At 39.1% G+C, this 18203-nt stretch carries 19 protein-coding genes; 9 read left to right on the top strand and 10 right to left on the bottom strand.

What is annotated here, in order from left to right:
- Positions 1-130: 130 nt before the first annotated feature.
- Complete coding sequence (locus SKC36_RS04765) at positions 131-1072, bottom strand: hypothetical protein (protein WP_459454325.1); 942 nt, start codon at positions 1070-1072, stop codon at positions 131-133.
- A gap of 111 nt (positions 1073-1183) precedes the next feature.
- Between SKC36_RS04765 and nadB the strand changes: the two genes are divergently transcribed.
- Positions 1184-2767: an L-aspartate oxidase gene (gene nadB, locus SKC36_RS04760; protein ID WP_459454326.1), complete on the top strand. Its 1584-nt coding sequence runs from the start codon at positions 1184-1186 to the stop codon at positions 2765-2767.
- Here nadB and udk read toward each other — a convergent pair.
- Both udk and SKC36_RS04750 read right to left on the bottom strand, forming a co-directional pair.
- Complete coding sequence (gene udk, locus SKC36_RS04755) at positions 2753-3382, bottom strand: uridine kinase (protein ID WP_459454327.1); 630 nt, start codon at positions 3380-3382, stop codon at positions 2753-2755. The two genes, nadB and udk, sit on opposite strands and share 15 nt — an antisense overlap.
- 66 nt (positions 3383-3448) lie before the next feature.
- Positions 3449-3985, bottom strand: coding sequence for a class I SAM-dependent methyltransferase (locus SKC36_RS04750; protein WP_459464979.1), 537 nt, complete (start codon positions 3983-3985; stop codon positions 3449-3451).
- A gap of 234 nt (positions 3986-4219) precedes the next feature.
- Here SKC36_RS04750 and SKC36_RS04745 point away from each other — a divergent pair, with 234 nt between their 5' ends.
- From SKC36_RS04745 to SKC36_RS04725, 5 genes are all read left to right on the top strand, one after another.
- Complete coding sequence (locus tag SKC36_RS04745) at positions 4220-4843, top strand: gamma carbonic anhydrase family protein (protein WP_459454329.1); 624 nt, start codon at positions 4220-4222, stop codon at positions 4841-4843.
- Positions 4840-5316, top strand: a complete 477-nt coding sequence (locus SKC36_RS04740) for a SixA phosphatase family protein (protein WP_459454330.1) — start codon at positions 4840-4842, stop codon at positions 5314-5316. Before SKC36_RS04745 ends, SKC36_RS04740 begins: the two co-directional genes overlap by 4 nt.
- A complete protein-coding gene (locus tag SKC36_RS04735) occupies positions 5316-5447 on the top strand; it encodes a hypothetical protein (RefSeq protein WP_459454331.1) in 132 nt (43 codons plus the stop codon). Before SKC36_RS04740 ends, SKC36_RS04735 begins: the two co-directional genes overlap by 1 nt.
- A 52-nt stretch (positions 5448-5499) precedes the next feature.
- Complete coding sequence (locus SKC36_RS04730) at positions 5500-6648, top strand: serine hydrolase domain-containing protein (protein WP_459464977.1); 1149 nt, start codon at positions 5500-5502, stop codon at positions 6646-6648.
- A 141-nt stretch (positions 6649-6789) separates the two neighbouring features.
- The gene (locus SKC36_RS04725; protein ID WP_459454333.1) at positions 6790-7731 is read left to right on the top strand and encodes an SPFH domain-containing protein; all 942 of its coding nucleotides are present in this window, start codon (positions 6790-6792) and stop codon (positions 7729-7731) included.
- A gap of 12 nt (positions 7732-7743) precedes the next feature.
- On the opposite strand, the gene SKC36_RS04720 is transcribed toward SKC36_RS04725, so the two are convergent.
- From SKC36_RS04720 to SKC36_RS04700, 5 genes are all read right to left on the bottom strand, one after another.
- A complete protein-coding gene (locus tag SKC36_RS04720) occupies positions 7744-8262 on the bottom strand; it encodes a YfiT family bacillithiol transferase (RefSeq protein ID WP_459464975.1) in 519 nt (172 codons plus the stop codon).
- A gap of 4 nt (positions 8263-8266) precedes the next feature.
- Positions 8267-9985, bottom strand: a complete 1719-nt coding sequence (locus SKC36_RS04715; RefSeq protein WP_459464973.1) for a D-alanine--D-alanine ligase family protein — start codon at positions 9983-9985, stop codon at positions 8267-8269.
- Between the two features lie 5 nt (positions 9986-9990).
- On the bottom strand, positions 9991-10245 hold the full coding sequence (locus tag SKC36_RS04710) for a NifU family protein (protein WP_459454336.1): 255 nt from the start codon (positions 10243-10245) through the stop codon (positions 9991-9993).
- 2 nt (positions 10246-10247) lie between these two features.
- Entirely contained in the window at positions 10248-11330 is a 1083-nt protein-coding gene (locus SKC36_RS04705) for an Mrp/NBP35 family ATP-binding protein (RefSeq protein ID WP_459464971.1), read from the bottom strand.
- A 63-nt stretch (positions 11331-11393) separates the two neighbouring features.
- Positions 11394-12365 carry a GSCFA domain-containing protein gene (locus SKC36_RS04700; RefSeq protein WP_459464969.1) on the bottom strand — a complete coding sequence of 324 codons (972 nt, stop codon included), beginning with the start codon at positions 12363-12365 and terminating at the stop codon, positions 11394-11396.
- 228 nt (positions 12366-12593) lie between these two features.
- On the opposite strand from SKC36_RS04700, the gene SKC36_RS04695 reads away from it, so the two are divergent.
- Both SKC36_RS04695 and SKC36_RS04690 read left to right on the top strand, forming a co-directional pair.
- Entirely contained in the window at positions 12594-15233 is a 2640-nt protein-coding gene (locus SKC36_RS04695; protein WP_459464967.1) for an MGH1-like glycoside hydrolase domain-containing protein, read from the top strand.
- Positions 15226-15699: a RidA family protein gene (locus tag SKC36_RS04690; RefSeq protein ID WP_459454340.1), complete on the top strand. Its 474-nt coding sequence runs from the start codon at positions 15226-15228 to the stop codon at positions 15697-15699. Before SKC36_RS04695 ends, SKC36_RS04690 begins: the two co-directional genes overlap by 8 nt.
- A 211-nt stretch (positions 15700-15910) precedes the next feature.
- Here SKC36_RS04690 and nadA read toward each other — a convergent pair whose 3' ends face one another.
- A complete protein-coding gene (nadA, locus tag SKC36_RS04685) occupies positions 15911-16897 on the bottom strand; it encodes a quinolinate synthase NadA (RefSeq protein ID WP_459454341.1) in 987 nt (328 codons plus the stop codon).
- Positions 16894-17733, bottom strand: a complete 840-nt coding sequence (gene nadC / locus SKC36_RS04680; protein ID WP_459465265.1) for a carboxylating nicotinate-nucleotide diphosphorylase — start codon at positions 17731-17733, stop codon at positions 16894-16896. The genes nadA and nadC overlap by 4 nt, the downstream gene beginning before the upstream one ends.
- A gap of 115 nt (positions 17734-17848) precedes the next feature.
- Here nadC and SKC36_RS04675 point away from each other — a divergent pair, with 115 nt between their 5' ends.
- On the top strand, positions 17849-18202 hold the full coding sequence (locus tag SKC36_RS04675; RefSeq protein WP_459464965.1) for a hypothetical protein: 354 nt from the start codon (positions 17849-17851) through the stop codon (positions 18200-18202).
- The last annotated feature ends 1 nt before the right edge of the window (position 18203 follow it).

Raw genomic sequence — 18203 nt, 5'->3', positions numbered from 1 at the left:
TAGAATGTAGAATGAAGAATGTAGAATGAGAGCCTCATAATTCCTCATTCTACATTCTTCATTCTACATTAAAAAAGGAACCACTCGCGCAGTTCCTTTCTTAATTCTTAATAACTAATCACTGAAATTCTTATTTTACTTCAAATCCACCCGTACCAATGGCAAAACCTTCCGAATATAATTCGATGGTATATTTACCAGGTTTGTAAGCTACACCACCGCGAGAATAGAATACATCTACCGCTTGGTTATTGTTCGTATAGGTTACTACTTGCTTAGCCGTATAAACCATTTCTTTTCCGTCTTGAGTAAACTTACCAGAACCGGCTGCTTCGTCAGAAATAATGGCCCCATCAGCATCCAAGACACGAACAAAAATGGTTTTGTTCTCTAATTTAGTAATTGGGTTGCTGGCTAAGTTGAAGGTAATTTTCAACTTCTCAATTTTCTTACCATTAAAACGCGATTTTTCAGCTTCCTTCCCTTTGTTACTCACAGAAAGTACGCGCAATCCTTGAGCTTTCAAAGCAGCAGCAATACTTACCTTTCTAGCCAATTCTTTGTTTTTAGCAGTTACTTCCGATAGGGTGTCTGCTAAGGTTTTGTTCTCCGTTTTTAAGCCAGTATTTTCAGAATTCAAGGTTTGATTTTGCGTAGTCAAGACTTGGTTATTCTCGGTTAAGATGCCGTTTTGTTTTTTCAGTTCAACAATGTCTGCATCTTTTTGGGTCAAAACTAGATCATATTCCTTGATTTTGGCCTCGTAGGAGGCAATGGTTGCGTGGTTGGCTTTTTTCAAAGAGCTTTTGTCTTGCTCTAATTGAACTTTCAATGCTTCTAAGTCACTAACTTGGCCACCTAATGCTTTGATTTCCTCAATCTTAGCATCTAGTTGGGTCGAAATGGAATCCAATTTCATGCGAGTATTCGCTAATTCAGTGGCTTTTTCTTCAATATTGACAGCTTGTTCTTTTGTCAATTGGTTGGAACGAAAATACAAGACGCCTAATACTGCTGTTAATACAGCCAATACAATCAAGGCAATCTTTGAGGTGTTGTTGGATGTTTCCATTTGCTTCAAATGTTTATTTAAGGGTTTAATTCAATGCAAATTTAACATTAATATTCAATATTTCGTTTTAAATAGGCTTTTGGTTAATTTGCGCCTCTGAAAGACATGAATATGCCTACGTATGATTTTATTGTGGTGGGTTCTGGAATCGCTGGCTTATCATATACGGTTAAGGTAGCCCAATACTTCCAGGATAAACAAATCCCCATCAAGATTGCGCTAATAACTAAAACGGTTGCTGAGGAAACCAATACCAAATATGCTCAGGGCGGTATTGCGGCCGTTTGGGATAATCAAGATTCTTTTGAAAAACATATACAAGATACCTTGGTAGCTGGAGATTTTGAAAGTGATCCAGCCGTGGTAGAATTGGTAGTGAAAGAAGCTCCCGAGAGGTTGAAAGAGTTAATTTCTTATGGGACAGATTTTGATCGTAAATCTGATGGAAGTTTTGACCTAGTCAAAGAAGGAGGGCATTCCGATAAACGTATCTTGCATTATAAAGATTCTACAGGGAATGAGATTGAAAGGGCTTTATTAGAAAAGGTGAAGTCTTTTTCATCGGTTGATTTCTTCACTCATTACTTTGCGGTTGACTTGATAACCCAACATCATTTGGGTGAAAAAGTGACCAAAGATACGCCTCACAAAAAATGTTTTGGCGTATATGTATTGAATAAAAAAACCAAAAAGGTAGAGACTTTTATTGGAAAAACTACGCTATTAGCTACGGGTGGTATAGGTCAAGTGTATCAATCGACCACTAATCCTACCATTGCCACTGGAGATGGAATAGCGATGGCTTACCGTGCCAAAGGATTTGTCAAAGGGATGCAATACATCCAGTTTCATCCTACAGCCCTTTACCAACCTGGAAAGAAACCTAATTTTTTGATTTCTGAAGCAGTTCGCGGACACGGTGGAATTTTGAAAAATTTAGATGGATCTACTTTCATGGAAAAGTATGACGCTCGACTTTCTTTGGCTCCCAGAGATGTTGTTGCTCGTGCCATAGACTCTGAGATGAAGAAAAATGGTACCGAGCATGTGTATTTGGATACCCGACATATTCCTAAAGAAGATATCATCGCTCATTTTCCGATGATTTATCATTATTGCTTGGATCATTTGGGCATTGATATGTCAAAAGAAATGATCCCCGTTGTGCCTTGCCAGCATTATTTATGTGGAGGCATCATCGTTAATGAATACAGTCAAACCAATATTGAGCACCTATACGCCGCGGGGGAATGTTCACATACAGGCTTACATGGGGCCAATCGTCTAGCATCCAATTCACTTTTGGAAGCGATTGTTTTTGCTCATCGTGCCTTTGAAAAATCCATCACAGAATTTGGCACACAAATGATACCTGAAGGCATCCCGCAATGGAATGATGAAGGAACTCGGAATCCAGAGGAAATGGTCCTAGTAACGGAAATGACCCGCGAATTGGAGTCTATTATGAGTAATTATGTAGGGATTGTTCGTACTGATCGCCGTTTAAAGCGGGCTTATGATCGATTGGAACTTATCTATTTGGAGCATGAGGAATTGTATAAGCAATCCAAAATCACGGTTCCACTTTGTGAACTTAGAAATATGATTAATGTGGCTTATTTAATTATTAAGCATGCCCGTGCTCAAAAAGAAAACAAGGGGTTACATTACAACCTAGATTTACTTAATGCGTGATTTAAGGTAATGAACAATCACCTCGAGTCCTTTCTCAAAATGGACATTATTAGGGATGACAATGTCGCAACTTTTTTTGTGAGGACGAATGTATTCTTCGTAAGTAGGTTTAACGTGGTATTTCCAGCGGTACATTACATCCTGTAAATCATAACCTCTTTCTTCGTTATCCCGTTTAATGCGGCGTTTCAATTTGATTTTGTTTTGCGCATCTATGAATATTTTCAAATCCAAAAGTTTGGCAACCTCTGGAAAGTGGAAAACAAAAATACCTTCAACAACCAAAATTTTGCGCGGATAAAAATGTAGGATATCTGGAACTTTACTTGAATTATTAAAGGTGTATTCTTCCCTGGTTACGATTTCACCCGAACGTAATTTTTCTACATCTTTCGCAAATGCCTCATCATCGATGGCGCCAGGTAAATCAAAATTCTCAATCCCATTTTCGTCCTTCGATTGTTCATGCTTCGGACGATAATAATTGTCTTGAGATAATAAACAGATTTCTTCGGAAGGAAATTGAGCCATCAGTCTTTGTAAAAACAATGTTTTACCTGAGGCGCTTCCACCGGTAATTCCGATGATATATGGTCTTTCGATAGTTGGGGTCATTGATGTTTGAATTCGAATGCAAATTTGCGAAAAGCATTTTATTATCCCTCAAAAAAAAGCATGTTTTCAAAGGTTTCGGTATTCTAAATAAAAACTATGTTTTTCTTTTGGCACTTTTTGTCGAAGTTGAAATTGCTTACTTGCCATTTGCTGATCAATTTCCTCCTGAAAATATAGCTTTTTCCCACATCCCTCATGTATTTCTCGTTTTTGGATAGATAATTCCTCTTCCAAAATAATCCAGCCGCTGGGTTTTATTAGCTGTTTCATGGCTTGGATTAACTCTTCTATTTGGTCAAATTCATGCCAAGCATTGAAAATAAATATGCCATCGATACTCTGAGGGTCTAAAGCTAATTGGTTTAAAGGCAGGTTATGAACCTCAAATTTAGGGTAAAAAGGTAAAGCTGTTTTCTCTTTAAAATACTGAATACTATCTTCTACCGCCTCTTCATTCAAAACATCTACTTGAGTATCTACTAAAATGATTTTCCCACAAGGTCGGTGTATCAATAAATTCACTTCCCACCAGGCTGAGCCACATCCTATGGATATTAGGGTATCCGATGGATTCCAAGTAAAATGATCCATTAATTGTTTCATGGCTCAAAGAAAGGGAAAATATGGCTAATTGTTAAGGGGAAATGTAGAATGTAGAATTAAGAATGTAGAATGTAGAATGTAGAATTGGGGAGGTAGAATTGGGAATGTAGAATTAAGAATGTAGAATGTAGAATGTAGAATGTAGAATTGGGGAGGTAGAATTGGGAATGTAGAATTAAGAATGTAGAATGTAGAATGTAGAATTGGGGAGGTAGCACTGTGAATTAAGAAATTTTGGAGCATCCATTTGAAGTTTATGGAGTGCTTATTTCAAACAAGAAATATGAAAAGGAAATGGAAAGACTGAAATTAATCAGTAATTTTCGGAGTAAGCAAAATTTTATTAACCTAGTTATGGCCATATTCATTGCACCCACCGCCTCTGTCATGGGCCGAGTTTTTATCTCTCCTAATGTTTCTATTTGGTATGGAGCGGTCATTCGGGCAGATGTGGAAGAAATTCATTTGGGCGAGGGATGTAATGTGCAGGACAACGCGGTGTTACATGCAGATGAGGGGGATAAAACCATCATTGGAAAATTTGTTACGATCGGACATGCTGCCATTGTACATGGAGCGGAAGTCGGCGAAGGCAGTTTGATTGGTATGCATGCCACGGTTCTGAATCGGGCTAAAATAGGTAAGTATTGTTTAATTGGAGCACATGCCTTAGTGACAGAAGGAATGGAAATACCTGATTATTCCTTGGTATTGGGAACGCCTGCCAAGGTGGTCAAAACCTTAAATGAATCGCAAATTGAGCGTTTGAAATTTGGGCCGCCCCATTACATTAAAATGGGAGAAAAACATGCCAAAGGAGAATACCCATTGATTACTCAAGCCGATTTTGAATCATGATTGATCTAATTTTAATTCGACATGCGCACTCAGGGCCTTACGATCAGCCCGATAAAGAGCGGCAATTATCACTGCAGGGAATGGAAGAGGTGAGTTTGTTGGCTCAAAAACTTAAATCGGTTCATCTGCCAACGGGTTTATGGTTATGTTCAGATGCCAAAAGAACGGTGGAAACAGCCACAGCACTGAGAAGTGAATTAGGTATCGTAGGTCCTATTAATTTAGATGCTTGTTGGTATCAAGCATCCGGACCAGATTACGTTAATTTAATTGAAAAGCAAAATAGACCCGTGATCTATTTGGTAGCCCATAATCCATCCATTTCCTATGTGGCTTCCTATTATTCAGGAACATTAATTCAAATGGAAACTGGTGGATGTTGCTATTTACGGTTTCAATATGCTGACTCTGCTGCGGAATTAAGTAAAGGTGCGGGAGATTTAGTATTTAATTTTAATCCACAAGTTGTATAATGAGCAAAAATCAAAAAATATTCCGTTGGGTACTCATCTTATTTACACTACTGATGGTAGCCCTTGCCATTGATATGGCCAAAAATACCACGGCTCCTTGGAATAAGAAAAAGGTGGAAAAAGCCCGCTAATTTGATTGTGCTATTTAGGATTTGGCAAATTTTGCTTGCTTGAATTTTCGAAATGCCTGTATACCTACCTCAAATGAAGTTATTAGTCAGCATTTTTCTTTTTACCGTACCATTATCTGCTTTTTCTCAAGCGCAAAAGGCAGAATTGGCCATTGATTCGATCATGAAATCAAGTCCGGTCATGGGAATCTCTGTAGCTGTGGTGAAAAATAATAAATTGGTCTATTCACATTCATTTGGTTTAAAAGACCAATCCAAGAATACTCCTTTGACAGATGATTGCTTATTTAGGATTGCATCTATCTCCAAATCATTTTCAGCAACAGCCATCATGCAATTGGTAGAAGCCAAGAAAATATCCTTAGAAGATGATGTCAGTAAGCTAGTCGGTTTTCCAATTCGTAATCCCCAATTTCCAAATCAAGTGATTACCCTGGGAATGTTGCTTTCGCATCGGTCCTCATTAAATGATAGTCAGGGTTACTTTAGCTTGGATGTCCTGAATCCAGCCAAGAATTCTAATTGGACACAATGTTACAACCCGGTGGAGCCAGGTAAGGGTTATATGTATTGTAACCTAAACTTTAATATGGCCGGAACAATCATAGAAAAGGTTTCTGGAGAAAGGTTTGATCAGTACATAAAACGTCATATACTTATGCCATTGAAGATTGATGGTGGATATTGCGTGGATTCATTGGATAAATCTCGATTCGCAACAATTTATGAGTACTCCATTGACTCAGCCAAGTTTAAGGCATCACTAGCAGCCTATGCCCCAAGAACACAGGAGATTGCTAATTATCAAATGGGATACTCAACACCTATATTTTCCCCAACGGGAGGGATGAAAATATCCACGCGTGATTTAGCACGATATATGATTATGCATAGTCAAGAGGGTAAATTTGAAGGGATGAGAATTATTTCAAAACGTAGTTCTAAGGTGATGCAAACGCCCCTTTCAGAAGAAGAACATTATGGATTAGCATTATTAAAAACAGACCGATTGATAGCAGGGAAGACCATGACTGGTCATACAGGTTCTGCCTATGGATTAGAGAGTTTGATGTTTTTTCAGCCCAAAGAAAAATTTGGATTAGTTGTGATAAGCAATGGCTGCCACCCCGAAAGTGTGGATGGTTTCAATTTGATCTTGAAAAAAACAGCCAATGCCTTATATGATGCATTTATTCAATAGCGGATATTTTGATATATTATTTTAGAGCTAGGAGGGATTTACTCATTTCCTATCTTACAAAACCGCTCATCATTTATTTCATCTAATCCTTTTGGAAAATCCTTAGTTTGAGTTGTTTATTTACATAATCCCCTAAAAAACATGACTACTTTACTCGTTTTTGGAATCATTGCCATTTTATTAATTTTCTTCAGTTTGGTTACGGTTCAGCAAGGAAATATTGCGGTTATTTCTATGTTTGGTAAATACCAACGTATTCTTCACCCAGGTTTGAACTTTAAAATACCTCTGATTGAAAGTGTATATAAGGTTATTTCCATTCAAAATCGCTCCATTGAATTAGAGTTTCAAGCGATTACTATTGACCAAGCCAATGTGTATTTTAAATCCATGTTACTTTATTCAGTGATCAATCAAGAGGAAGAAACCATCAAAAATGTAGCCTATAAATTCATTGATGCTCAAAGTTTGATGCAAACATTGGTTAGGACAGTGGAAGGTTCAATTCGTTCTTTTGTGGCTACCAAGCGCCAAAGCGAAATCTTGAGTTTGCGCAAGGAAATTGTTTCTTATGTGAAAGATCAAATCGATCAAGTGATGGAGGAATGGGGTTATCACCTACAAGATTTACAATTAAATGACATCACGTTTGATGAAGTGATTCTGAAATCCATGAGTCAAGTTGTGGCTTCTAATAACCTAAAAGCAGCTGCTGAAAATGAAGGTCAAGCTTTATTAATCACCAAAACCAAAGCTGCTGAAGCGGAAGGTAATGCGATCAAAATTTCGGCGAATGCCGAGCGGGAGGCTGCTCAACTGCGCGGACAGGGTGTGGCTTTATTCCGACAAGAAGTAGCCAAAGGGATGTCGGATGCAGCTAGAGAAATGCAACAAGCCAACTTAGATACCTCCGTGATTTTATTCTCTATGTGGACGGAAGCCATTAAGCAATTTGGAGAGCAGTCGAACGGAAACGTTATTTTCTTAGATGGCTCTGCTGATAATATGCAAAGAACCATGCAGCAAATGATGAGTGTCAACCAGCTTCAAACCATTAAGCAGACTAAAAAGAAAGAGAGCTAAGGCTCTCTTTCTTTATTTTACCGATAACACGTGTGCCAAATGATGGTCACAATGCCAGGCATAAATTCCTAATGCGCGATCTAATGGGTAGGTAATTCCTCTTTCTGGGTTCACGTAGGATTTTTTCCAATCACTTTCCTGCATCGCATGTAATAAAAATACCCAACGTAAGTGAATATATTTTATCCCTTCTATTGACCATTCTATGGGTGCTTCGTTGCCATCGGGTAAATTAGCCCAATCAGCTTCCGAATAGGGTTTAATGATGGGGTTTTCCTCTGTCAAAGCCATTTTAAAACGAATAAAAGAATTCATATGGCTATCATTGACATGGTGAATTACTTGACGAGCCGTCCAACCACCCGGTCTATAATGCTTGGCTAAAGTCTCTTGCGACATTCCAGCTACTGCTTGTTGCAATTTTTCTGGAAATTCAACTAAGGTTTTAATCCATGCTGTTCTAATTTCTGGAGTGATGTTTTCAGGAGCTGAAAACCTACCTATCGGGTATTGCAATGAGTTGATTTCCATATGGTTAAACTGTTTTAGATTGGGTGTAAAAACCAGTAATTTCTTGGGCTAGTTGACGTGTTTGGGCTATCAAAGGATGCACCCCTTTGGAGATAGCCTCAAGCATTTCAGCGGCGGAATCTTTGTTCCACTGAGCGGTATTGACAGTAACCATTATTTCACCTTCCTCTAATAATATGGGAGTTTGAACAATAAAGGACTGTTTTCCTGCAGCAGATAAAGCATGAGCTTGTTTTTTTACAGCTTCAAAACTTTCTTCTAATTCAAGCGCATGATTGCCTCTAATTTCAAGGACAATCTTCTCTTGCTGATTTTGGGCAGCTAATTCTTCCTTAATGGCCAAATCAAGTGCTTCTAATTGTTTACGAATGGCATGGTAGTTTTTACCTGTACGCATCCTTTCTCTTAAAGACTGGCGGATGAAATAGGTAATTGAATCCGTAATGGTCAATCCAATTTCTGCCATTTGTTTAAAAATTAAGGAACTAGGCGACATACCTGGGATGGTATTGGGATCATGTAAAACCACCTGGCCACCCTCTGATAAAAATCCATCGATTCGAGTACAAACACCAAAGCCTAAATCATCAAATGCCTGACAGACCTTTTTTTGGATTTGTTGCAAATCCACTAAACTGGCATCCATGGGTATGCGTTTCCGAGTAGCCTTAGATTTATATTTAGCATTGAAATCAAAAACTTCGACTGATTCATCGATAACGATTTCGGTAGGAGGTAAGGCAACCGTTTGTCCTTTGGGACTTTGAATCACGCCACAACTAAATTCGTTGCCTTGGACAAAAGATTCCAACAAGATAGCATCTTCCGAATGGATGGAATGAATACTAGCCTTGGTAACACTTAATTTGAAATATTCTTGTAAACTGGGAAGTAAGTCGGCCGGGTGTTGGTAGTTTTGGTGATTAAATCGGACAGGAAAACCAATTCCTTCGTCCAAATTCACCATTTTTTGTAATAAAACTAATTTATCTTCTTCCGTATAATTCAACCAGTCCTCGCGGTAAATTTCTTGAATAAATAAGCATTTTTTGATCGCCTTGTCGAAGTCTTCTAAGGAATCTTTTTTCACAAAAGCCAAGCCAATGGAAGAGCCTTGATGTGGCGCTTTGGCAACAAATGGAATTCCGATTTCCTTTTTCACTTGTTCAAAAAGGGTCTCTCTTCCGTATTTTTCGTAATCTTCTCGTTGAAGTACAAAATACTTTTTATCTAAACCAACACTCTTTTTTAGCCAGTCATTTTGTTTGGCTTTATCGATACCAATGGAGGAGCCTAGTAAACCTGGTCCCGAATAGGGGATGCCAAACCATTCTAATAAACCTTGAATGCTACCATCTTCTGCAGCGGGTCCATGCATGGCCAAGAAAACAAAATCAAAGTATTGGGAAAATTCATGTGGCTGAATTACTTGCCCAATTTCAGCAATGATCTGTTGGTAATCTTCCGTCGATAAATCCTTAATGGATTCGATGTAAACAGAGAATATGTCGTCTTGAAATCTTTTTGGAGGGAAAAAATCACGAATAGAACTTGAATGTATCAAATCTTCGTGGATCAAAATAAAATTACCTAAGCTATCCACAAATACAGGGACAGGTTGAAATAGGGCTTTATTGATATGAGCCATGGCAGTCTTACCGCCAGCAAAACTAATTTCACGTTCACGAGCCGGTCCCCCAAAAAATATTCCAATTCGCATCATGAAACTTAAGATTGTAGGGTTTGACTTAACTCTTCTACCGATATAATTTCGGGCACTTCGCGACGAATGGCTTCTTCAACACCTGCTTTAAAGGTCATGGCAGACATATTGCATGACTTACAAGCACCTAATAAATTAAGCTTTAGGCGATTATCATCTGTAATTTCAACGATCTCCACATTTCCACCATCGGCAATGAGGTAGGGGCGTATGGAATCAAGGGCTGCTTGTACTTTCGAATATAGAGGGTGGTTTTCCATAATTATTGACGTGGAGTAGAAGCGTTTCTAATAGCAATTTGTTGGGCTAAATTAGCAGCAATACTAGCGAAAGCGCTGGCACTTGGTCCTTCCGTAGCAGCGATGGGCTTTCCCTCATCTCCGGCTTCGCGGATGGCTTGAATCAGGGGAACTTCGCCCAAGAAAGGTACTTTGTATTTTTCTGCTAAGTTTTTGCCGCCGTCTTTACCAAATAAATAATATTTATTGTCTGGTAATTCCGCTGGAGTAAAGTAGGCCATATTTTCTACTAAACCTAAAATTGGAACATTGATTCCAGCCTGGTTAAAAAATTGCAATCCTTTAGTCGCATCAGACAGAGCTACTTTTTGAGGAGTAGTCACGATAACAGCTCCAGTCAATTTAATTAATTGAACCAATGTTAAATGAATATCTGAAGTTCCAGGAGGCAGGTCAATCAGCAAATAATCTAATTCATCCCAATTGGTATCTCCGAAGAATTGACGTAAAGCTTGGGTCATCATGGGACCTCTCCAAGGCACTGGACTTTCACTAGGAGCTAAAAAGCCCATTGAAATCATCTTAATGCCATATTGCATGATGGGCTGAATGCGGTTTTTACCGTTGACTTCCTGTACCAAGGGCTGTAATTCCTCTGCCCCAAACATCACTGGGATGGATGGTCCTGAGATATCAGCATCCAAAATACCTACCTTAGCCCCGCTTTGCTTTAAAGCCATGGCTAGGTTAGCCGTTACGGTTGATTTACCTACACCACCTTTACCGGAGGCTACGGCAATCACATTTTTGACACCAGGAATTAATGGATCAGAGGAAGTTAGGCTGGTAACCTCCGCCGTCATGTTGATGATAATTTTTAAGTCGGGATGCACCAAACGATGAATGGCCTCCTCGCAATCTTGTCTAATTTTTTCTTTTAATGGGCAGGCAGGAGTGGTTAATACCACGGTGAAACGAACTTCACCAATACCTAATTCCACATCTTTTATCATGTTCAAGGTCACCAAATCTTTTTTAAGATCAGGTTCTTGAACGGTGCTTAAGGCACCTAATATGATTTCTTTACTTACGCTTAATTCTCCCATGAATGCTTTGTCTCTATCAAACCTCAAATATAAGGTTTTTTCACCTTTAATTGCCTCTTGGAATTAACTTATTGATAAAATTCGAGCTTGTATGGCTTGCAAAATTTTATGGGTATCATAGCCCAAATTACTCTTGGAAAACTCAGATTTACATTGTTCCAAGCTTTGCAAATAAAGGGCTTTTTTGGCTGGATGAAATTGATGTCCTAAGGTTTGAAATACCGATTTCCATTTTTTTTCAATTTGGAGTAATGCTGGGCTGCAATAACAGGTGCTGAATTTTTCCCAAATGTATTCTTCAGCAGTTTCATTAGGATGAATCATATCAGCAGCATAAAACCGATAATCGCGTAATTCATCCATCATGATTTCAAAGGCAGGAAAATAGTCGACTTGCTCGTGATTGTTTTTTAATGTTTCTGCGGCCAAGCGAAGCAATGCCTTGGAAACCGCGTTCTCTGGCATGCCGTCTTTGGTATGTCTGACTGGAGAAACCGTTAAAATAATGCGTAAATCGGGATTTTTCTTGATTATTTTTTGAATGAATTCCTGATAAGGAACAATGATTTCATCCAAAGTAGATAATCGTTTTTCAAAGGCATTAGCTGCTTGTTTATGGCAGTTTGCAATAGGTCTTTTTAATTTTTTATCCCAATAATAATAAGCCGTACCCCAGGTTATCAGCAAAAATTGGCTTTGTGCCAAACTTTTTTTGACGATTTGTTGACGCTGTTGTATCAGCTCCATGAGGTCAGATGGGTCTGCGGCACATAGACTAGAGTGGTAATCTGGGTGCAGCCAAATACCTTGTTGATTGATTAATTCTATAGGAGAAAGTTTTTCTGTTTGAAGTGCTTTCAGGATAGCATTGGGGTGAAATAGCGTTCCAAAAGGTTGGTTCAGGATGTTAATAGGCAAACTTTCCATTCTTTTTCCCATATTTTCAGCAAAGCAAGAACCTAGGCTAATTACTGAGGAGGAGGGAATTATTTTCTGGGTGGATTCGGGTATTGGAATGGGAGTGGAAAATTGCATTTTATTTTTACTGGTTTAAACGCATGAATTTTCAAAATATGCGATATTTCAAGGGCAATTTATTCAATTTTAGTGGATTGTTATTAGCTCAAACCAGTGGATTATATCACAAAATGACATGGAATGGTATTATTCAGCGGTAGTTTTGAATTCGTCCTGGATTCTATTTCGAATCTGATTGAAATCAATAACTTTGCGATTTGCATTTATTCATACAAATTATAAGCTATGTCGGAACTAGGAGCGGAGCGTGCACGATTAAAAACTCGTAATGATAATAAAGGCTGGAAAAAGTGGGGCCCATACTTAACAGAAAGGCAGTGGGGTACGGTACGAGAGGATTATTCGGCTCATGGAAATGCTTGGGATTCGATTACTCACGACATGGCTCGGTCCAAAACTTACCGTTGGGGCGAGGAAGGCATTGGCGGAATTTCAGATAATAAGCAGCATGTCTGTTTCGCTTTTTCCTTTTGGAATCACAAAGATCATATCTTAAAAGAGCGGTTTTTCGGATTAACTGGTGGGGAATCCAATCACGGAGAGGACGTTAAGGAATTGTATTATTATGAGGATTCTACCCCGACTCATTCTTATATGCGGATGAGTTATAAATATCCGCACCAAGCTTTCCCTTATCAAAAACTGATTGATGAAAGTAAAAAAAGGACTCGTTTAGAGCCTGAATATGAATTGTTAGATACTGGCATATTTGATCGAAATGAATATTTTGACATCAAAATGGAATATGCCAAAGCCGATGAGCAGGATATTTTAATACAAGTAACGGTAGAGAATCGAGCCAAAGTAGCGGCCCCAATCACCGTATTACCCACCATTTGGTATCGAAATACTTGGTGTTGGGGATATGAAAATTATAAATATAAACCATTGCTTACTGGGGTGGGTCATTCCTTTATTGAGGTAGATCACCGGGTAGTGGGGCGTTTCAAGCTTTATGCCGAAAATGCAGATGAATTTTTATTTTGCGATAACGAAACCAACTTTCGTCGCCTACATGATTCACCTAATTTAAGTCATTTTGTTAAGGATGGTATCAATGACTACATCGTTAACAAGGCGAAGAATACCATTAATCCCAATAATATCGGAAGTAAGGCGGCGGTTCGTTTTTCAGCTAAAATTCCTGCTGGGGGTAAAAAGGTATTTCGTTTGCGGTTGACGAATCACTCCATGCAACATCCTTTTGAGGATTTTGATCAAATATATTCCGCAAGAATCAAGGAAGCCAATGAATTTTATGATGATTTGCATGGAAATGTAAAAGAGGAGAAGTTGCGCCACATACAGCGTCAATCTTATGCGGGTATGCTTTGGACAAAGCAATGGTATTATTATAACGTTTTTGAGTGGATCAAAGGAGATCCTTCTATGCCGCCACCGCATCCGAGTAGAAAGGTGGGTAGAAATAATACTTGGCGCCATATGTATGCGGCAAATATTTTATCCATGCCTGATAAATGGGAATATCCTTGGTTTGCGGCATGGGATTTAGCTTTTCATACCTTGCCATTGGCTAGGTTGGATCCAGATTTTGCTAAGCGGCAATTAGCAGTAATTCTTCGTGAATATTACATGCATCCTAACGGCCAGATTCCCGCATATGAATGGTCTTTCTCGGATGTAAATCCACCTGTACATGCGTGGGCGACTTGGAAGGTCTATGAGATAGATAAGCAAATGAACGGGGGAGTGGGAGATGTTACTTTCTTAGAAAGGATTTTCCATAAACTCTTGTTGAATTTTACTTGGTGGGTCAACCTGAAAGATGAGGGAGGAAATAATATTTTCGGTGGAGGCTTTCTGGGGATGGACAATATCGGTGTATTTGATCGATCGGCCACCTTGCCTACGGGCGGGCATTTAGAACAAGCGGATGGAACAGGTTGGATGGCCATGTACAGTTTGAACATGCTACGAATTGCCTGTGAGATTTCGATTGAGAAGCCAGTGTATCAAGATATGGCTTCCAAGTTTTTTGAGCACTTTTTGCACATAGCAGGAGCGATGCAGGCCATTGGAGGGGATAAATTGAATTTGTGGGATGAGGATGACCAATTCTATTATGATATGTTACATAAGGAAGATGGTAGCTTGATGTTATTGAAATTACGTTCAATGGTTGGCTTAATTCCATTGTTTGCGGTAGAGGTATTGACTTCAGAAATGTTGGAAAAATTACCTCAATTTAAAAGAAGGGTAGAGTGGGTTTTGAATAACCGACCGGATTTGGCCAATTTGATCTCTCGTTGGTATGAGCCAGGTAAGGGAGAAAGCCGCTTATTATCCATTTTGCGGGGTCATCGTATGAAAATGATCATGAAGCGGATGTTTGATGAAACGGAATTTTTATCGGATTTTGGTATACGAACTTTGTCAAAATACCATCAACAGCATCCATATAAATTCATCTATGATGGAGGTACCATTCAGGTCAATTATGATCCTGCGGAATCTACGGGTGATATGTTTGGAGGGAATTCCAATTGGCGAGGACCTATTTGGTTTCCAATGAATTTCTTAATTATAGATTCATTAAGGAAATTCTCTGATTATTATGGAACGGATTATGAGGTTGAATTTCCGACTAATTCGGGTGTTATGGTTAATATCAAAGATGCAGCCGAAGGAGTTTCAAAGCGATTATTAGATTTGTTTATCCCGAATAAAGAAGGAAAGATTCCCATGTATGGAACCTATGAAAAAATGCAAGAAGATGAGCATTTCAGGGATTCTATGTTGTTTTTTGAATATTTCGATGGAGACACGGGTAAAGGTTTAGGAGCCAGTCATCAAACAGGATGGACAGGATTAATTTCAGAAATTATACATCAATTATATGGATAAGCGTACACCAGAAGAAAATTTTGCAGCCTTGAATTTGGCATTACCACCGGCACCTAGTCCACTAGGTGTTTATAAGCCTGGTCTTCAAATGGGGGAATTGTATTACGTTTCAGGTCATGGACCTGTGCAAACTAATGGAAAATTAATCATTGGCCGTATTGGGGATAGCTTAACGATGGAAGAAGGAAAGCAAGCAGCCCAACAAGTTGGATTGACTATTCTGGCTACTTTAAAGGCACAGCTGGGTAGTTTAGACCGGGTGAAAAGGGTGGTAAAAGTATTGGGAATGGTGAATTGTACCTCTGATTTTGAGCGACATCCTTATATCATCAATGGCTGTAGTGAGTTATTTGCGCAGGTTTGGGGGGAGGAAATGGGAATCGGTGTTCGCAGTGCTGTGGGTATGGGGACTTTACCTGACAATATTCCTGTAGAGATTGAAGCCTTGTTTGAATTACATCAATAAGCTGATATTCTTTATCAGTTTTTTCTCGGATTATCTGGGGTTTCGAGCTTAGATTTGAGCTTCCCTCCGCTTGGTTTGATGATCAGGTATGTTGTTCAGGTTTGTCAATCTGGATCGACGAATTGGTTTTTCATTCAATTGTGTCATTCAGATTTGTCAACTTTTTGAAAGTTGACAAATCTAAGTGGCCCCCAAGCTCATTTATTAATCCTTATTTGGAGATTTCCAGCATGGCTTTCAAGGCTTTGTAAGCAGGGATTCTGATTTCTTCGCTCAAATGAATTTCTGGAAGCTCGTAATATAGCGCGTTATATAATTTCTCCAAAGTATTCATCTTCATATAGGGACATTCACTGCAAGCACAGGAGTTTTGCTCATTGGCAGGGGCGGGGATCAAATGTTTTTGAGGAACAGCCATTTTCATTTTATGCAAAATGCCGGCTTCCGTAGCTACAATGAAGGTTTGTCGCTCTGATTTTTCCACATAGTTCAACAATGCCGTTGTACTTCCTACATAATCTGCCTCACGTAATATCATTTCCTTACATTCGGGATGGGCAATCAACAATGCATCAGGGAATTCAACGCGCAATTGCTTTAATTTATCAAGTGAGATATCAATATGAACCATGCAGGCACCCTCCCATAAAATGAGATCGCGTCCTGTTTTATGAGCCACATACCTGCCTAAATTAGCGTCTGGAGCAAAGATGATTTCTTTGTCTTTAGGTATGGACTCCACCACCTGCACCGCATTGGAAGAGGTACAAATGATATCCGTCATGGCCTTAATTTCAGCTGAGCAATTGATGTAACTTACCACCACGGCCTCAGGATGTTTCGCTTTTAAAGCCGCAAATTCCTCTACAGGAACTGAGTCAGCTAAAGAACAACCGGCATTGAAATCAGGAACAACAACCTTTTTTTGCGGATTTAATATTTTGGCCGTTTCACCCATAAAATGAACGCCACAAAAAACGATTAGGTCGGCGGTAGTTCTTTCTGCCGCTTGTGAAAGTCCTAAACTGTCTCCCACAAAATCAGCCAATTCTTGGATTTCACCATCTACATAATAGTGTGCCAAAATCACCGCATTTTTTTCGGCTTTTAATCTTTTTATGGCTTCAATTAATTCTGCCCCTTTGGGTGCAGATCTACTGATATAACCTACTTCTGCTGCTTCTTCCGTTAAATTCATGCTTTTTTTGCTTTTAAGCTCAGATCTAAACTCTTAATTTGATGGGTTAATGCACCCATGGATATATAATCTACCCCCGTTTCGCCATAGGCTCTTAAGGTATTTTCATTAATTCCCCCGGATGCTTCGGTAATAAATCTTCCATTGATTTTTCTAATGGCATCTCTAAGTCGATCCGGACTAAAATTATCCAACATAATTCGTTGCACCCCCCCAAAAGCTAGGACTTCATCTAATTCCGACTCGTTCCTGACTTCAATTTCAATCGCTAAGCCCAATTGGTTTGTTTGATTAAAGGCAAAGGCTTTTTCAAGGGCAGCTTTGATACCACCTGCGTAATCGACATGATTATCTTTTATTAAAATCATGTCATATAAAGCAAAACGATGATTCACTGCTCCTCCAATTTTACAGGCCCATTTTTCTGCAATCCTGAAGTTGGGTGTTGTTTTTCTAGTGTCTAATAATTGACTACGGGTTCCTTCCAGCAGGTTTACCATCCGTTTGGTGTAGGTAGCAATTCCTGACATTCGCTGCATGCAGTTTAACACTAGCCGCTCTGCTTTTAAAATGGATTGAGCCTTACCTTGGACCTCTAAAACGATTTGCCCAGGTTGAATACTTGCTCCATCCATCATAAAGGTCTGCACTTGTAAGTCAGCATCTACCTCTTGGAATATATGAAGGGCCATTTCAACACCAGCCAAAATACCCACGTCCTTTACTAATAACTGAGCTTTTCCATGAGCATCATGGTCCACGGTGGCCAAGGAAGTGTAATCTCCTGGTCCAACATCCTCCTTTAAGGCTGATTGAATAAAGGACTTGATGTGAATAGGATCCAGGTATGCCAACATGCTCACGGTTTTTGTTTCGCAAATTTACAAATTTTAATCTTACTTGAGTGGGAAATGGAATTGTAAAAAAAATATCCTATTTTTGCTCCCCATCATGCAAAAGAAGGCTAACTTTTTTCAATTGTTTTTATTTCTACCAGTCCTATTCTGGCTGGTAGCAAATCCTATTTTCCTGTTTTCCGCAGAGAAAAAGGTAGTACAAACAGAGAAAAAAATACCATCTAGTAAGAAAGAAACTAATCCAGAAACGATTGTAAAGGCTGAACAGCCTGTATATCAGGTGAGTAGCAATCTTCAGTTGGATTTTCCAACGGATTGGGCTTTTCAGCAATTGTCGATTCCTAGTTTCCAAGAAACGTTGCATGCATTTAAATTACCTATTGCATTGCCGCGTGCTCAGATACTGAGTATTCTATTTACCCAATTTATAGCCACTCTGGCCCCTTGAG

The organism is Aquirufa sp. OSTEICH-129A (assembly GCF_054558355.1).
Note: the sequence above shows the minus strand (reverse complement) of the source record. Positions and strands in the feature narration are given on the sequence as shown.

Bases quoted from the DNA above. Each gene is read 5' to 3' on its own strand.
- SKC36_RS04765 (WP_459454325.1), bottom strand. From the start codon at position 1,072: ATGGAAACATCCAACAACACCTCAAAGATTGCCTTGATTGTATTGGCT.
- nadB (WP_459454326.1), top strand. From the start codon at position 1,184: ATGCCTACGTATGATTTTATTGTGGTGGGTTCTGGAATCGCTGGCTTA.
- udk (WP_459454327.1), bottom strand. From the start codon at position 3,382: ATGACCCCAACTATCGAAAGACCATATATCATCGGAATTACCGGTGGA.
- SKC36_RS04750 (WP_459464979.1), bottom strand. From the start codon at position 3,985: ATGAAACAATTAATGGATCATTTTACTTGGAATCCATCGGATACCCTA.
- SKC36_RS04740 (WP_459454330.1), top strand. From the start codon at position 4,840: ATGATTGATCTAATTTTAATTCGACATGCGCACTCAGGGCCTTACGAT.
- SKC36_RS04735 (WP_459454331.1), top strand. From the start codon at position 5,316: ATGAGCAAAAATCAAAAAATATTCCGTTGGGTACTCATCTTATTTACA.
- SKC36_RS04730 (WP_459464977.1), top strand. From the start codon at position 5,500: ATGCCTGTATACCTACCTCAAATGAAGTTATTAGTCAGCATTTTTCTT.
- SKC36_RS04725 (WP_459454333.1), top strand. From the start codon at position 6,790: ATGACTACTTTACTCGTTTTTGGAATCATTGCCATTTTATTAATTTTC.
- SKC36_RS04720 (WP_459464975.1), bottom strand. From the start codon at position 8,262: ATGGAAATCAACTCATTGCAATACCCGATAGGTAGGTTTTCAGCTCCT.
- SKC36_RS04715 (WP_459464973.1), bottom strand. From the start codon at position 9,985: ATGATGCGAATTGGAATATTTTTTGGGGGACCGGCTCGTGAACGTGAA.
- SKC36_RS04710 (WP_459454336.1), bottom strand. From the start codon at position 10,245: ATGGAAAACCACCCTCTATATTCGAAAGTACAAGCAGCCCTTGATTCC.
- SKC36_RS04705 (WP_459464971.1), bottom strand. From the start codon at position 11,330: ATGGGAGAATTAAGCGTAAGTAAAGAAATCATATTAGGTGCCTTAAGC.
- SKC36_RS04700 (WP_459464969.1), bottom strand. From the start codon at position 12,365: ATGCAATTTTCCACTCCCATTCCAATACCCGAATCCACCCAGAAAATA.
- SKC36_RS04695 (WP_459464967.1), top strand. From the start codon at position 12,594: ATGTCGGAACTAGGAGCGGAGCGTGCACGATTAAAAACTCGTAATGAT.
- SKC36_RS04690 (WP_459454340.1), top strand. From the start codon at position 15,226: ATGGATAAGCGTACACCAGAAGAAAATTTTGCAGCCTTGAATTTGGCA.
- nadA (WP_459454341.1), bottom strand. From the start codon at position 16,897: ATGAATTTAACGGAAGAAGCAGCAGAAGTAGGTTATATCAGTAGATCT.
- SKC36_RS04675 (WP_459464965.1), top strand. From the start codon at position 17,849: ATGCAAAAGAAGGCTAACTTTTTTCAATTGTTTTTATTTCTACCAGTC.